This is a genomic window from Mycobacterium alsense (assembly GCF_002086635.1).
GTDB lineage: Bacteria > Actinomycetota > Actinomycetes > Mycobacteriales > Mycobacteriaceae > Mycobacterium > Mycobacterium alsense.
The window spans coordinates 17363-32698 of sequence record NZ_MVHD01000058.1; the positions used below are offsets into that span (position 1 = coordinate 17363).

Below are 15336 nucleotides of genomic sequence, written 5' to 3' on the forward strand. Positions count from 1 at the left end.
CGGCGGAGTCGGCGCCCTGAGCGGTCGGGTCGGCCGGGCCGTCGTTCGGCCCGGTCACCGCGGCACCCCCGGCCGGCCCGGCGTGCCGCGGTTGGCCCGCGCCCGCAGCGCCGCGACGATCTCGGGACCCAGCAGGGTCACGTCACCCGCGCCCATCGTGACGACGACGTCGCCGGGGCCGACGGCCGCGGCGACCTCGTCGGCGACCGCGGAGAAGTCCGGCAGGTAGCGCACCGGCACGCTGACGTGCTCGGCCACGATCGCCCCGCTGACGCCGGCGAGCGGCTGCTCGCGTGCGCCGTACACGTCGAGGACGAACACCTCGTCGGCGGCGTCGAGCGCGTGACCGAACTCGGCGGCGAAAGCCTTTGTGCGCGAATACAAGTGGGGCTGGAACACCGCGATGCAGCGGCCAGCGGAACCGCCGCTCTGCTCGAGGAGCGTGCGAACCGCGGCCAACGTGGCGCGGATCTCGGTGGGGTGATGGGCGTAGTCGTCGAACACCCGCACCACCGAGTTCGGGCCGGGACCCGTCCCCGAGGTTCCGACCAGCTCGAAGCGGCGGCGCACGCCCTCGAAGCCGGCCAGCCCGTCGAGGACGTCGTCGGCGGGGGCACCGATCTCGATCGCGGCCAGCAGCGCGCCCAGCGCGTTGAGCGCCATGTGCCGCCCGGGCACCGACAGCCGCATCACCCGCGGATTGTCCGCCGCGTCCCGGTCCGAGGCCAGCCGGATCTGCGCGACCGCCCCGGTGCCCTGTTGGTCCCACGACAGCAGCGCCGCGGCGAGGTCCTGATCCGGGGCCGACCCGTAGCGCAGCACGCGGATGCCCAGCTCGGCGCTGCGCTCGGCCAGGGCGGCGGCCCCCGGGTCGTCGACGCACACGACGAGCGCTCCCCCGGGGGCGAGCCGCTCCACGAACGCGTCGAATACCTCGACGTAGGCGTCGGCGCTGCCGTAGAAGTCCAGGTGGTCGGTCTCGATGTTGGTGACCACCGCGACGTTGGGGGTGTACTCCAACAGGGAGCCGTCGCTCTCGTCGGCCTCGGCGACGAAGCAGTCGCCGCTGCCGTGGTGCGCGTTGGTGCCCGCCTCGCCGAGCTCCCCGCCGACCGCGAACGACGGGTCCCGCCCGCAGTGCTGCAGCGCCACGATCAGCATCGACGTCGTCGTCGTCTTGCCGTGCGTGCCGGTCACCATCAGCGTGGTGCGCCCGGCCATCAGCTTGGCCAGCACGACCGGCCGCAACACCACCGGGATGCCGCGCCGCCGCGCCTCGACGAGCTCGGGATTGGTCTTCGGGATGGCGGCGTGGGTGGTGACGACGGCCGTGACGCCGCCGGGCAGCTGGTCCAGCGACGAGGCGTCGTGGCCGATGCGGATCAGCGCGCCCCGCGCCCGCAGCGCGTGGATGCCGCGCGACTCCTTGGCGTCGGACCCGGATACCAGGCCGCCCCGGTCGAGCAGGATGCGCGCGATGCCCGACATCCCGGCGCCCCCGATGCCCACCATGTGGACCCGCCGCAGCTCGGGTGGCAGCTGCTCGGCGTTCACCGGGTTTCTCCGGTCCGCGGGCCGGCCGCCAGCCGGGCGACGTCCAGCGCCGCCTGCGCCACCCGTCGCGCGGCATCCGGGTGCCCCACGCGCGCGGCCGCGGCCGTCATCGCCGCCAGCCGCGGCGGGTCGGTGAGCAGGCCGGCCACTTCGCGGGCGACCACGGCCGGCGTCAGCGCGGCGTCGGCGACGATCATGCCGCCCCCGGCGTCGACCACCGGCAGCGCGTTGAGCCGCTGTTCGCCGTTGCCGATCGGCAGCGGCACGTAGATGGCGGGCAGGCCGACGGCCGAGACCTCGGCGACGGTCATCGCCCCGGACCGGCAGATCGCCAGGTCGGCGGCGGCGTACGCCAGGTCCATCCGGTCGAGGTAGGGCAACGCGACGTAGGGCGGGTCGCCCGGCGCGGGCTCGCGCAAATCCAGGGTGTTCTTGGGGCCGTGCGCGTGCAGCACGGACACCCCCGCGGCGGCCAGGTCGGCGGCGGCCCCGGAGACGGCCCGGTTCAGCGACACCGCGCCCTGCGAGCCGCCGAACACCAGCAGCACCCGGGCGTCGTCGGCGAAGCCGAAATGCCTGCGCGCCTCGGCGCGCAGCGCCGCGCGGTCGAGCGCGGTGATGGCCTCCCGGACCGGTATGCCGACCACCTCGGCGCGCGGCAGCCCGCAGTCCGCGACCGCCGAGAGCACCCGCTCGGCGCTGCGGGCGCCGACCCGGTTGGCCAGCCCGGCGCGGGCGTTGGCCTCGTGGACCACCACCGGGATGCGGCGCCGCCTCCGCAAGCCGCGCGCGGCCAGGTAGGCCGGCACCGCGACGTAGCCGCCGAAGCCGATCACCACGTCGGCCTCGACGGCGTCGAGCACCGCGCGGGCCTCGCGGACGGCGCGCCACACCCTCGGGGGCAGCCGCGCCAGGTCACCGCTGGGCTTGCGGGGCAGCGGCACCGGCGTGATCAGCTCGAGGCGATAGCCGCGCTCGGGCACCAGCCGGGTCTCGAGCCCCCGCGCGGTCCCCAGCGCGGTGATCCGGACGCGCGGGTCCAGCGCGGACAGCGCGTCGGCGACGGCCATCGCGGGTTCCACGTGGCCGGCCGTGCCCCCGCCGGCGAGCACCACCGACAGGGCCACGTCGGCCGTCGACGCGGCACCGGCGGGCGAGGGGCTTGCCCCCAGCCCGCCGGCCGGCTGTTTGAGCGTGCCGTTCACCCGTAACGCTGACCTTCCAATGCGCGAGTCCGCCGGTTCGGACGACCACCGGCATGCCGCTGGCCAGATCCATGATGCCCTCCCCGCGCCCGCGTCGTCCCCCCAGACCGCGCGGCCTTCCGGCCGCCCGCCCGCCGCGGCGGCACGTCGGCCTTGCGCGACGGCTTGCGCGCCGGCGGCGCGGGATTCTTGCGGGCCGCTTTCGCCCCGGCCGCCTGCGGGTCGCGCTTGCGGTCGCGGAACGCCTCGAGGCGGCTCGGCGCGTACGGCCGGGGCCGCGGCAGCCGCAACAGCCGGTTCATCTTGTCGTCGCGCCCGGCGCGCAGCGCCGCCACGGCCTCCGGTTCGTGACGGGCCGCGTTGGCCATCATTCCTATCATGAAAAGCGTTGCGGCCGTGGATGTTCCGCCGGCGGATATGAGTGGCAGCTGGATCCCGGTCACGGGCAGCACCCCGATCACGTAGCCGATGTTGATGAAGGCCTGCCCCAGGATCCACATCGTGGTGGTGGCGGTCAGCAGCCGCAGGAACGGGTCGGCCGAGCGGCGCGCGATCCGCATCCCGGTGTAGGCGAACAGCCCGAACAGGGCGAGCAGCCCGAAGGCGCCGATGAAGCCCAGCTCCTCGCCGATGATGGCGAAGATGAAGTCGTTGTGGGCGTTGGGCAGGTAGTTCCACTTGGCGACGCCCTGGCCCAGGCCGTCGCCGAAGATGCCGCCGTGGGCCAGCGCGAACTTCGCCTGCCGGGCCTGGTAGCCGGTGTCCTGCGGGTCGGTCTCGGGGTTCATCCAGGACCGCACCCGCTCCGACCGGTACCCCGCGGACATGGCCAGGATCGCGCCCGCGACGAAGACGGCCAGCAGCGAGGTGACGAAAACCCGCAGCGGCAGCCCGGCGTACCACAGCAGCGCCAGCAGGATGATGCCCAGCGACACCGTCTGCCCGAGGTCGGGCTGGGCCACGATCAGCGCCAGCGCGATGACCGCGGCCGGCACCAGCGGGATCAGCATCTCGCGCAGCGACGCCCGCTCCATGCGCCGGGCCGCGAGCAGGTGCGCGCCCCAGATGGCGAAGGCGATCTTGGCCAGCTCGGAGGGCTGCATCGAGAAGCCCGCGACCACGAACCACTTACGGGAGCCGTTGGCCAGGTTGCCGATTCCGGGAACCAGCACGAGCACGAGCAGGATGATCGTGACGAGGTAGCCGGTGAATGCGACGCGGCGGATGAACCCCACCGATACGCGCATCGCCAGGTAGGCACCCACCAGCCCGATGACCGTCCACAACACCTGCTTGCCGAAGATCACCCACGCCGAACCGTCGGCGCCGTAGGAGCGCACGCCGGAGGCGGACAGCACCATGATCAGGCCGAGCGTCGTCAGCAGCCCGGCGACGGCGATGATCAGGTGAAACGACGTCATCGGCCGGCCCAGCCAGGCGCCGAACCGCCCGCGCACGCCACCCGGCAGCGCCGTGAACCGCGCCTTCACCCCCGCCGATCGCGGCCCGGCAGCGCCCGCTTCGGGCTGCGGCCGGGTCGGGATCGCGTCCGTCGGGGCGTCGGAGGCGTCGGCGGTCGCCGCGGCGTCCGGCTTCGCCGCGTCGTTCCCCGTGCCCCAGCCCTTGTCCCTGCGGAAGGGCCGGCTGAGCCGCTTGCCCACGCCCGCCTACCGGATCGCCGCGCGGACGGCGGCCGCGAAGGCGTCGCCGCGGGCGGCATAGCCCGCGAACTGGTCGAACGACGCGCCCGCGGGGGCCAGCAGCACCGTGTCGCCCGGCCTGGCGAGCCCGCGGGCCGCGGCGACGGCCGCGGTCATCACGCGAGCGCCGAGGTCCCCGCCCCCAGGTCTCACTTCTGTCACTTCAACAACAGGGGTACCAGGAACCACAGCAGTCGCATGCATATCAGCATCCTCGCCTGTCACAACCTGGACGACGGGGACATCCGGCGCGTGTCGCGATAACGCCTCTGCAACCTCCGCGCGATCCCGGCCGATGAGCACGGCGCCGACCAGGTGCGATGCGATCCTGGCGACCTCGGCGTCGACGGAGGCGCCCTTCAGCAAACCGCCGGCCAGCCACACCACCCGCGGGTAGGCCCGCACCGACGCCTCGGCGGCGTGCGCGTTGGTGGCCTTGGAGTCGTCGACGTAGGTGATCCCGTCGGCGACGGCCACGACCTCGGCGCGGTGCCGGCCCACCCGGAAGGACGAGATGGCCGCCGCGATGGCCTCGGCGGGCACGCCGACGCTGCGGGCCAGTGCCGCCGCGGCCAGGGCGTCGAGCACCCCGACCGGGCCCGGCACCGGGATCGAGTCGGCGCGCAGCAGCGCCAGGTCGTCGGCGAAGGCGCGATCGACGAGCCGGCCGGCGCGCACGCCGAGCTCCCCGGCCGACGGCTCGCCGAGCCGGAAGCCGACCCGCACCGGCGCGGCCGCGGTGTCCAGCAACGCCGCCGCCCGGGCGTCGTCGAGCCCCACGACGGCCACCCGGCCGTCCAGCACCCGGGCCTTGGCCGCGGTGTAGTGCGCGAGGGTCGAATGCCAGTCCAGGTGGTCCTCGGCGATGTTGAGGACCACGCCGGCTTCGGGCCGCAGCGAGGGCGCCCAGTGCAGCTGGAAGCTGGACAGCTCGACGGCCAGCAGCTCGGCGGGCCGCTCCAGCGCGTCCAGCACGGGGCTGCCGATGTTGCCGCACAACACCGCGTCCCGGCCGCCGGCGGTCAACATGGCGTGCAGCATCGACGTCGTCGTTGTCTTGCCGTTGGTCCCGGTGACCGCCAGCCAACGCCGCGGCGGCCCGTAACGGCCCGCGGCGTCCAGCCGCCAGGCCAGCTCGACGTCGCCCCAGATGGGCACCCCCGCCGTGGCCGCGGCGGCCAGCAGCGGCGTGCCCGGTGCGAAGCCGGGGCTGGTGACCACCAGCGCGTAGCCGGCGATCCGCTCGATGGCGGCCGCCGGGTCCAGCGTCGCGATCCCGCGCTCGGCGTAGGGGCGCAGCATGTCCGGGTCGTCGTCGCACACCGTCGGCGTCGCGCCGAAGCGGGTCAGCGCCGCCTGCACCGCCGCGCCGGTGACCCGGCCACCGGCCACCAGCACGGGCGCGCCCGGGGCGAGGGGGTCGAGCACGTCAGGCACCGATCGTGGCGAGCCACTCACCGTAGAACAGGGCGACGCCCAGGCCGCAGGTGATCGCGGTGAGCAGCCAGAAGCGGATGATCACCGTCGTCTCGGCCCAGCCGACCAGTTCGAAGTGGTGGTGGAAGGGCGCCATCCGGAACACCCGGCGCCCGGTGGTGCGAAAGGCGAGGATCTGCGCCACCACGGAGCTGACCTCGGCGACGAACAGCGCGCCCAGCACGACGGCGAGGATCTCGGTGCGGCTGGTGACCGACAGGCCCGCGATGATGCCGCCCAGCGCGAGCGACCCGGTGTCGCCCATGAAGATCTTGGCGGGCGCGGCGTTCCACCACAGAAAGCCGATACAGGCGCCGGCGGTGGCGGCCGCGACCAGCGCCAGGTCCAGCGGGTCGCGCACGTTGTAGCAGCCCAGCCCGGGCGCGGTGACGCACGCGTTGCGGTACTGCCAGAAGGTGATCAGCACGTACGCGGCGGTGACCATCGCCATGCACCCGGCGGCCAGCCCGTCCAGGCCGTCGGTGAAGTTGACCGCGTTGGACCAGGCGCTGACGACCACCACGCAGAACAGCACGAACAAGCCGGGAGCCAGTGTGACGGTGGCGATTTCGCGCACGTAGGACAGGTTCGCGCTGGCCGGGCTCAGGCCGTTGGCGTTGCGGAACTGTAAGACCAGCGCGCCGAACAGCACCGCGGCGACGAGCTGGCCGAGCGTCTTGGCCGTCTTGTTCAGCCCGAGGTTGCGCGACCTGCGGATCTTGATCATGTCGTCGACGAAGCCGACCCCGCCCAGCACGGTGGCCAGCCCCAGCACCAGCAGGCCCGACGCCGAGATGCCCTCGCCGTCGAAGGCCAGCCCCGCCAGGTGCGTGCCGAGATACCCCGCCCAGATGCCGGCCAGGATCGCCACGCCGCCCATTGACGGCGTGCCGCGCTTGGCGTGGTGGCTCGGGGGTCCGTCCTCGCGGACGTGGTGGCCGAAGCCCTGCCGGGTGAACAGCCGGATCAGCGCCGGGGTCAGCAGGATCGACACGGTCAGCGCGACGGCGACGGCGATGAGGATCTGTCTCACGCGCGCGCCCCGCCGACAGAGCTGTCGGAAGCGAGCGCTTCCGCGAGCGCCCCGAGACCGGCGGCGTTGGACGCCTTGACCAGGACCACGTCCCCTGGCCGCAGCTCGGCGCGCAGCAGGGCCAGCGCGGCGTCGGCGTCGGGCACGCTGACCGCCCCTCGCTCGGCGTCGGAGCCCCACGCGCCCCACGCCCCTTCGAGGACCGCACCGTGGTGCATGGCGCCCATCGACCTCCCGGTTCCGACGACAACGAGTCGTGACACATCTAAGCGCACCGCGAGCCGCCCGATGCGATCGTGCTCGGCCATCGCGTCGTCGCCGAGCTCGGCCATCTCCCCCAGCACCGCCCAGCTGCGCCTTTCGCCGCGGGCGATCCAGGCCAGCGCCTGCAGCCCGGCCCGCATCGAGTCGGGGTTGGCGTTGTAGGCGTCGTCGATCACCGTGACGCCGTCGCGGCGGGTGGTCACCTGCATGCGGTGCCGCGACACCGGGCCGGCCGCGGCCAGCGCGGCGGCCACCTGCTCGACGCCGGCGCCGCACTGCAGCGCGACCGCGGCGGCGCACAGCGCGTTGTCGACCTGATGGTCGCCGAACACGCCGAGCCGCACGTCGACCTCCTGGGCACCGCGCATGTCCATCGCGTGCAGGGTAAAGCGCGGCCTGGCCAATTCGTCCAGCGACACTCCCTCGGCCCATACATCGCTGGGGCCCGCGTCGGTGCGGGGGCCGCGGCTGACCCGGACCACCCGGGCCGCGGTGACGCCGGCCATCGCCGCCACCGCCGGGTCGTCGGCATTGAGGATTACCACGCCCGACGGTGGAATCGCTTGGGGCAGTTCGGATTTGGTGCGTGCGATGGCGTCCCGGGAGCCGAACTCGCCCAGGTGGGCGGTGCCGACGTTGAGGACCACCCCGATCGACGGCGGGGCGATCTCGGCGAGCGCGGCGATGTTGCCGGGATGACGCGCCGACATCTCGAGGACGAGGTAGTCGGTGCTGGGCGTCGCGCGCAGCACCGTCCAGGGGTGGCCCAGCTCGTTGTTGAACGACCCCGGCGGCGCCACCACCTCCCCCAGCGGCTCGAGCACGGCGGCCACCAGGTCCTTGGTGGAGGTCTTGCCCGACGAGCCGGTGATCCCGATGATGGTCAGCCCGCCCGCCACCAGCTCGGCGGCCACCGCCCGGGCCAGCGTGGCCAGGGCGGCCAGGACGGCCGCGCCGGACCCGTCGGCGTCGTGTTCGAGCACCCCGGCCGGCGCGCCCCCGGTCCCGGCTCGGGGTTCGACCACGACGGCCGGCACCCCGACCGGCCGCGCCGCCAGCACCGCGACCGCGCCGGCGTCCACCGCCGAGGCCGCGTGGTCATGGCCGTCGGAGCGGGCGCCCGGCAGCGCCAGGAACAGGCCGCCGGGGCCGACGGCGCGCGAGTCGAACTCGACGGATCCGGTCACGCGGAGTCGCGCCGCGGCCTCCGGGGAGATGTCGGCCAGTGTGCCGCCGACGATTTCGGCGATCTGGGCGACGGTCAGGTCGATCACGTGGCCGCCCCCCGCGGCGCCAGCGCCTCCAGGGCCCTGGCGAGCTCCACCCGGTCGTCGAACGGGCGGACCTCGGCGCCGGTGCGCTGCCCGCTCTCGTGGCCCTTACCCGCGACCAGGACGACGTCGCCGGGGCCCGCCCACGCCACGGCGTGGTCGATCGCCGCCCGGCGGTCGGCGATCTCGACCAGTTCGGCTTTGCCCCCCGTCGCGCCGGTGAGGATCTCGCGGCGGATCGCGGCGGGATCCTCACCGCGCGGGTTGTCGTCGGTGACGACGACCAAATCGGCCAGCTGCGCGGCGATCTCGCCCATCGGCGCCCGCTTGCCCGGGTCGCGTTCGCCCCCCGCGCCGAACACCACCGCCAGCCGCCGCCCCGGCCGCGCCAGGGCGGTGAGCACGGCGCGCAGGGCGCCCGGCTTGTGGGCGTAGTCGACCAGGGCGAGGAATTCCTGGCCTCGGTCGATCTCCTGCATGCGTCCGGGCACTTGGGTCCGCAGCAGCCCCGGCGCCGCCTGCGCCGGCGACACCCCCACCGCGTCCAGGATCGCCAGCGCGACAAGGGAATTGGCGACGTTGTAGTGGCCGGGCAGCCGGATGCCGATCCGGTGGTGCACGCCGGCGGGGTCGACGGCGGTGAACTCGCTGCCGGCTTCCCAGGGGGTCACGTCCTCGACGCGCCAGTGGGCGGGCCGACCGGTGGCGCTGACGGTGATCGCATCGCCCGCGCGGGCGGCCATCTCGCGTCCGGCGTCGTCGTCGATGCACACGATCGCGGTGCGGGCGCGCAGCGGCGACCCGGGGTCGAACAGCGCCGCCTTGGCCTCGAAGTAGTCGGCCATCGTGCCGTGAAAGTCGAGGTGGTCGCGCGACAGGTTGGTGAAGGCCCCCACCGCGAACCCGGTGCCGTCCGCGCGCCCGAGCGTCAGCGCGTGGCTGGAGGCCTCCATCACCACGGTGTCCACGCCGCGTTCGGCCATCGCCGCGAGCATCGCCTGCAGCGCGGGGGCCTCCGGCGTGGTCAGGGCGCTGGGGATGTCGGCGCCGTCGATGCGGATGCCGACGGTGCCGATCAGCCCTGCCGTGCGGCCGCCGGCGCGCAGGCCGGACTCGACCAGATAGGTGGTGGTGGTCTTGCCCGACGTTCCGGTGATCCCGACGACGGTGATCTTTTCGGACGGGTTCCCGTAGACCGTGGCGGCCAGCCCGCCCAGCGCGGCGCGCGGCGCCGGGTGCACCAGGGTGGGCACGGCCTGGTCGGCCATCGCGGCGACCCCGTCGGCGTCGGTGAGCACCGCGACGGCACCGCGGGCGATCGCGTCGCCGACGAACCCGGCGCCGTGCGTGGTCGAGCCGGGCAGCGCGGCGAACAGGTCGCCGGGCCGCACGTCCTGGGCGCGCAGCGTCACGCCGGTGACGGGCACGTCGGGGACGGCCTTCGCGCCGCCGGCCGGCACGGCGCCGATCTGCGCCGCGAGCAGCGGCAACCGCGCGCCCCGCACGGCACTCGGTCGCAGCGCAGCGGTCACCGACACCTCAGCCACAGCTAGCCACACCTCCGGTTCGCGCCATCCCCATGATCGGCCATGACACCCTACCGAGGCACACCCGGCCGTGAGGTTCGTCGCGGCGCCGGTGGCACTTCGGCACCGGCGCCCGCGCTCCCCGCTTTCCAAGGATCCTTCAAGTCCGTTGCCGCAACCTTCGGGTACCAACGCACCCGTCGGGTGCGGGCACACCAGGCTCCACCGGATGAAGGGGATTGAGCCATGAAGATCGTTCTCGCCACAGCCGGCCTGCTCACCGCCGCCGCCCTCGCCGCATGCGGCGGGGGGTCCGGCCACAGCGCCTCCTACACCAACGGCTTCAAGTTCGCCGACGGCAACAGCCTGCTGCAGACGCAGGCGCAGATGCTGGGTCCCTCCACCATCTGCGGCTCCTGGGCGACAAACCAGGCTCAGGGCTTCAACCAGCGGGAGTGGATTCAGGGCTGCCAGGACGCCCTGGCGAAGGCAAAGAGCTGAAGCCACATCCGGCCGCCCCGATTCCCACACGCATCCGGCCAAAATCTTTGAAGATGGTTGTCTGACCTTCGGTGACGGCCGATGTCGTAAAGGGGCTGCCATGACAGCGCAGGTGATCCAGCGCGACCGGTTGGGGGTGCTGACCAAGATCGGGCAGGGCGGCCAGGGCGTGGTCTATGCCGCCCCCAACGTCAAAACCAAGTTCGCGGCCTCGATGGTCTTCAAGGAATACAAGAGCCAGACCCGCGCCGATATCGATTTCACCGCCCTGGCCGCCATGCCCGCCCTGGTGGAGGACTCACTGTCCTACCGCGAAGCCGAACGGCTGGTCTCCATCGCGGCCTGGCCGTGCGCCCTCGTCGAGAAGGACGGCACCTCAATGGGATTCGTGATGCCGGCCATTCCCGAGGATTTCTTCATCCCGCTCACCACGGTGAAGGGAGTTTCGTCCACCACCGCGGAATTCCAGCACCTGTTGAATCACCAATCGGTGTTGGAGGCGCGAGGCATCGAGATCGACGACGCGCAGCGCTATTCGCTCTTGCGCGAGGCCGCCTCCGCCCTGGCGTTTTTGCACCGGAACGGGGTGTGCGTAGGCGACGTCTCTCCGAAAAACCTGCTGTTCAGCCTGACACCGCACGCGGCGGTCTACTTCATCGACTGCGACGCCATGCGCATCAACGACGTCTCGGCACTGCGGCAGGTCGAGACACCCGGGTGGGACGTTCCGCCGGGAGAGCCACTGGCCACCATCTATTCCGACACCTACAAGCTCGGACTGCTCGCGCTGCGGCTGTTGGCCGGCGACCACGACACCAGGAACCCGGCCCACCTGCCAGCAACGACACCCGATCTGCTGCGCCAGATCATCACCGACACGTTGCGGAACGAGCCACACAGCCGCCCACTGCCCGAAGCCTGGACCTACGTGCTGGGCCACGCCATCGAACACGCCCAACACCGCCAAAAGACCGCGGCCGCAGTCCCGGTGGCCGCCGCACTCGACCCCCCGCCCATACCTGTCGTCCATTCCCGACCGTCGACGCCCACCGCTCGCCCCAAACCACCGAGCCCTCCCAGGGCTGCGCCGGTGGCGGCAGGTCCCGCGCCCGCGCAGAGCGCGCCCGACGCGACCGCGCGTCGCCCGTGGACCGTGACCGCCGCGGCGGTCATCGCCATTCTGGACGCCGCCACCTTCGCCGCATTCGCAATCTTTTTCCGTTACTTCTTTCTGGTTGGCTTGGTGGCCGGACTCGCGATCGTCGTGCTCCTCGTCGGCGGCGCGATCGCCGCATGGCGAGGCGTCAGCAGGACCGTGCTGTTCGTCGCAGCGCCCCTGGCGTTCGCCGCCGGCATCGCTTTCCGCGATTTTCCGCCGATGATCAGCCTGGCCGCAATGCTGGCGATTTCAATGCTGCTGCTGACACGGTCGAGCAGGGATTTTTTTGGTGCGTATGCAGAGAAAAAGCGGTCGTCGGGCCCTCTCCCCCGGCGCTCAGTCCTGACGCGCCACCCGCGTTTGTGCGATCTCCCCTCGGAATCGCAATGTTGATTGCGGTTGTCGGCATCGCTGTGGTCATTGTCGTCAACGTCGTTGCCAGACAACGGCACTCGCAGGCGTCCCAACCGACGGGACCAAGGCCGGTCACGAGCGCCGCGCTGGACAATCTGTTGCTCACCCCCGCCGAAACCAACACCGCCATGGGCGCCACCGATATCGTCGCCACGCGACCACCCACCGAAAGCGGCTGGAGCGAAGAACCCTCCTTGTCGGACAAGGCATGCCAATCCTTGAACCACCCGGCCGTGACCGCCGATGGCGCCTACGCCGGCAGCGGGTGGTACGCGGTTCGCGGGCAGATTCTGCAAGACCCCACCGCGAATTTCAGGGTCGCGGAGGCGGTCGTGCTGTTTCCCACGGCCGACAAGGCGTCCGCCTTCTCCGCCGCCTCAGCCCAAGATTGGCTGGCATGCTCCAACCGCGAGTACACCACCGGCGGCACCGCGTGGGCCGTGGGGCCGATCTCCAACGCCAACGGCACCCTCAGCGCACCCCAAAATCAAACGGACAACGTCAGCTGGCAGTGCCAGCGGGCGCTGGCCGTCGTCAAGAACGTCGCCGTCGACATCAGGGCCTGCAAATACGGAGTGGGTGACGCCGCGGTCGACATCGCCCGCCAGATCGCCGCCAAGGTGCCCACCACGTAGTGGAAGCTGCCCGGGCTGATCGCCGGCGCCACACCGCGAGACTGCAACTACCGACACATCGGCCGAGTGGGCCTGTCGGTACTTGCAGTCTCGCGGTGGTGCCGGCCGCCGCTAGGTGGCCTGCAGCGTCAGCGGCGGACCGGGATCCGGTGACAGCGGCACGTTCTCGCGCTGCATCATCCAGCCGGCGATGTTGTGGAACAGCGGGGCGGCCGAGTGCCCGGGCGTGCCGTCGGCGTTGCGCTGCGGGTTGTCCATCATGATGCCGATGACGTAGCGCGGGTTGTCGACGGTGGCCATGCCGGCGAAGGTGATCCAGTAGACGTCGTCGAAGTAGCAGCCGCAACCGGGGTTGATCTGCTGCGCGGTGCCCGTCTTGCCGGCGATCTGGTAGCCGGCCACCGCCGCGGCCGGCCCGGTGCCCTGCTGGTATCCCATCGGGTCGCGTTGCACCACGGCGCGCAGCATGCCCCGCACGGTCTGAGCGGTCTGCGGCGACACCACCCGGACGCCTTCCGGGCGCGGCTCCTCGGTGCGGGTGCCGTCGGGGGCGATCGTGGCCTTGATGATCCGCGGCGGCATCCGCAGCCCGTCGTTGGCGATCGTCTGGTACATGGCGGTCATCTGCAGCAAGGTCATCGAAAGGCCTTGGCCGATGGGCAGGTTCGAGAACGTGCTGCCCGACCACTGGTCGATCGGCGGCACCAGGCCCGCGCTCTCCCCCGGCAGCCCGACGTTGGTGCGCTGGCCGAGCCCGAACTTGCGGACCATGTCGTAGAAGCGCTCCGGACCGACCCGCTGGGCCAGCATCAGGGTGCCGACGTTCGACGACTTCCCGAAGACGCCGGTGGTGGTGTACGGCATCACGCCGTGTTCCCAGGCGTCGTGCACGCTGACGCCGCCCATCTGGATCGAGCCGGGGACGTGCAGCACCTCGTCGGGGTTGGACAGCCCGTATTCGATCACCGACGACGCGGTGATCACCTTGTTCACCGAGCCCGGCTCGAACGGGGAGGACACCGCCGGGTTGCCCAGTTGCCGGTCACCCTGGCGCCCGATGTCCTGCGAAGGGTCGAACGTGTTGTCGTTGGCCATGGCCAGCACCTCGCCGGTCTTGGAGTCGAGCACCACGGCCGAAACGTTGTGCGCCCCGGACAGGTTCTTGGCCTGCTGGACCTGCTGCTGCACGTAGAACTGAATGTCGTCGTCGATGGTCAGCTGCACGGTGGAGCCGTTGACGGCCCGGTGCCGGTTGCGGTAGCTGCCGGGAATGACGACGCCGTCGGAGCCGCGGTCATAGGTGACCGAGCCGTCGGTGCCCGACAGCACGGAGTCCAGGGAGTCCTCCAACCCCAGCAGCCCGTGGCCGTCCCAGTCGATGCCGCCGACGATGTTGGCCGCCAGCGATCCGCCCGGATATTGACGCAGATCCTGCCGTTCCGAGCCGACCTCGGGGAACTTGTCGGAGATCGCGCCGGCGACGGCGGGGTCGACGGCGCGCGCCAGGTAGACGAAATTGTCGTTGCTGCGCAGCTTTTTCAGCACCGTGGCGAAATCCGGCTTGTTGTTCAGCCGCGCGGAGACCTCCTTGGCGATGTCCCGCAGCCTCTCGTCCGGATCGGGGGCGGAAGGGTGCTTGTTTTTCGCCTCCTCGAGTTGCTGGCGAATCCGCTTGGGCTGGAACGTCAGCGCGCGCGACTCGATGGTGAACGCGAGTTGCTCGCTGTTGCGGTCGACGATGCTGCCGCGAACCGCCTTTTCGACGTCGGTGACCTTGAGCTGTCCGGCCGCCTGGGCACGCAGCTTCGGCGCGTTGGTGACCTGCAGGGCGAACAGCTGCACCGCCGCCACCACGATCATGACCAGGATGACGGCGTTGCCGGCCCGGTGCCGGAAGACGAACGACGCGCCCCGCGAACCGGTCTCGAGGATCTGGCGGGTGCGCCGCTGCCGCGCCGAGTGGCCGGCGGCGACGGGTCCCTGCCCTTTGGCCGCGCGGGTCTGCTCGCCCCGCTTCGGCTTGCTGGCGCGCTTCGGCTTGCTGGCGCGCTTCGGCTGCCGGACCGCCTTGGGCTCCTGCGGTTTACCGGGGCCGCGCGCCGGCCGCGCCGGCTGCGACCGCCGGGTGCGCCTGCCGTCGCCGCGGCTCACCTGGGGGCACCCGGCGTCACGGCGGCGGGCGGCGCCACCGCCCCGGGAGCGAGTGGGACCCCCGCCTGTGGGGCCTGCGGGGGCCGGGCCGCCCGGGGCGGCCCCGGTTGCACCGGGACCGGCACCTCCGCGGGTAGCGCGGGTGACGGCGCGGGGGCCGGGATGGGCAGCCCGCCAAGGGGGATCGATACCTCGGCGGGTCCGGTGGGCGCCGCCGCCGGAGGCGGGCCCGGCAGCCCCGGCGTCGGCAGCACTCCGTGGAACTGCCCGGTGGCGGGCCCGCCGGGCATCCCCGGCAGCGGCGCGGCGGGCGCGGCGGGCAGGTGCTGGCCGCCCACGGTCGACGCCCCGTCCGGCGCCCGCAACAGCGCCTCGGGCCCCGGCCTCGGCGGAACGGCCGGGCCGCCGGGCGGCGGTTGCACGCGAACCGGGACCTCCGGGGGCAGC

11 protein-coding genes and 1 pseudogene are annotated in these 15336 nt (G+C 72.6%); 3 read left to right on the forward strand and 9 right to left on the reverse strand.

What is annotated here, in order from left to right; genetic code table 11:
* Nucleotides 1–54: 54 nt before the first annotated feature.
* The 7 genes from murC to BST11_RS23065 form a co-directional block, all read right to left on the reverse strand.
* Complete coding sequence (gene murC, locus BST11_RS23035) at nucleotides 55–1554, reverse strand: UDP-N-acetylmuramate--L-alanine ligase (protein WP_083140476.1); 1500 nt, start codon at nucleotides 1552–1554, stop codon at nucleotides 55–57.
* Nucleotides 1551–2759, reverse strand: a complete 1209-nt coding sequence (gene murG / locus BST11_RS23040) for an undecaprenyldiphospho-muramoylpentapeptide beta-N-acetylglucosaminyltransferase (protein ID WP_083140478.1) — start codon at nucleotides 2757–2759, stop codon at nucleotides 1551–1553. Before murG ends, murC begins: the two co-directional genes overlap by 4 nt.
* Complete coding sequence (gene ftsW / locus BST11_RS23045) at nucleotides 2756–4303, reverse strand: putative lipid II flippase FtsW (RefSeq protein ID WP_372509742.1); 1548 nt, start codon at nucleotides 4301–4303, stop codon at nucleotides 2756–2758. Before ftsW ends, murG begins: the two co-directional genes overlap by 4 nt.
* Nucleotides 4304–4426: 123 nt before the next feature.
* The gene (murD, locus tag BST11_RS23050; RefSeq protein WP_083140482.1) at nucleotides 4427–5887 is read right to left on the reverse strand and encodes a UDP-N-acetylmuramoyl-L-alanine--D-glutamate ligase; all 1461 of its coding nucleotides are present in this window, start codon (nucleotides 5885–5887) and stop codon (nucleotides 4427–4429) included.
* A gap of 1 nt (nucleotide 5888) precedes the next feature.
* The gene (gene mraY / locus BST11_RS23055) at nucleotides 5889–6968 is read right to left on the reverse strand and encodes a phospho-N-acetylmuramoyl-pentapeptide-transferase (protein ID WP_083140484.1); all 1080 of its coding nucleotides are present in this window, start codon (nucleotides 6966–6968) and stop codon (nucleotides 5889–5891) included.
* Nucleotides 6965–8506 (reverse strand): UDP-N-acetylmuramoyl-tripeptide--D-alanyl-D-alanine ligase, encoded by a 1542-nt coding sequence (locus tag BST11_RS23060; protein WP_083140485.1) that lies wholly within the window; start codon nucleotides 8504–8506, stop codon nucleotides 6965–6967. Before BST11_RS23060 ends, mraY begins: the two co-directional genes overlap by 4 nt.
* Nucleotides 8503–10062, reverse strand: coding sequence for a UDP-N-acetylmuramoyl-L-alanyl-D-glutamate--2,6-diaminopimelate ligase (locus tag BST11_RS23065; protein ID WP_211284769.1), 1560 nt, complete (start codon nucleotides 10060–10062; stop codon nucleotides 8503–8505). Before BST11_RS23065 ends, BST11_RS23060 begins: the two co-directional genes overlap by 4 nt.
* Nucleotides 10063–10275: 213 nt before the next feature.
* Between BST11_RS23065 and BST11_RS23070 the strand changes: the two genes are divergently transcribed.
* The 3 genes from BST11_RS23070 (at nucleotide 10276) to BST11_RS23075 (ending at nucleotide 12738) form a co-directional block, all read left to right on the forward strand.
* Nucleotides 10276–10530 (forward strand): hypothetical protein, encoded by a 255-nt coding sequence (locus BST11_RS23070; RefSeq protein ID WP_067316828.1) that lies wholly within the window; start codon nucleotides 10276–10278, stop codon nucleotides 10528–10530.
* 100 nt (nucleotides 10531–10630) lie between these two features.
* Nucleotides 10631–12082, forward strand: coding sequence for a protein kinase family protein (locus tag BST11_RS27695; protein ID WP_158086815.1), 1452 nt, complete (start codon nucleotides 10631–10633; stop codon nucleotides 12080–12082).
* The gene (locus BST11_RS23075; protein WP_158086816.1) at nucleotides 12076–12738 is read left to right on the forward strand and encodes a sensor domain-containing protein; all 663 of its coding nucleotides are present in this window, start codon (nucleotides 12076–12078) and stop codon (nucleotides 12736–12738) included. The genes BST11_RS27695 and BST11_RS23075 overlap by 7 nt, the downstream gene beginning before the upstream one ends.
* A 111-nt stretch (nucleotides 12739–12849) precedes the next feature.
* Here BST11_RS23075 and BST11_RS23080 read toward each other — a convergent pair whose 3' ends face one another.
* Both BST11_RS23080 and BST11_RS27270 read right to left on the reverse strand, forming a co-directional pair.
* Entirely contained in the window at nucleotides 12850–14889 is a 2040-nt protein-coding gene (locus BST11_RS23080) for a peptidoglycan D,D-transpeptidase FtsI family protein (RefSeq protein ID WP_083140489.1), read from the reverse strand.
* Nucleotides 14886–15336: pseudogene (locus BST11_RS27270) on the reverse strand (hypothetical protein); the annotation flags it as partial. The gene BST11_RS23080 and the pseudogene BST11_RS27270, both read right to left, overlap by 4 nt.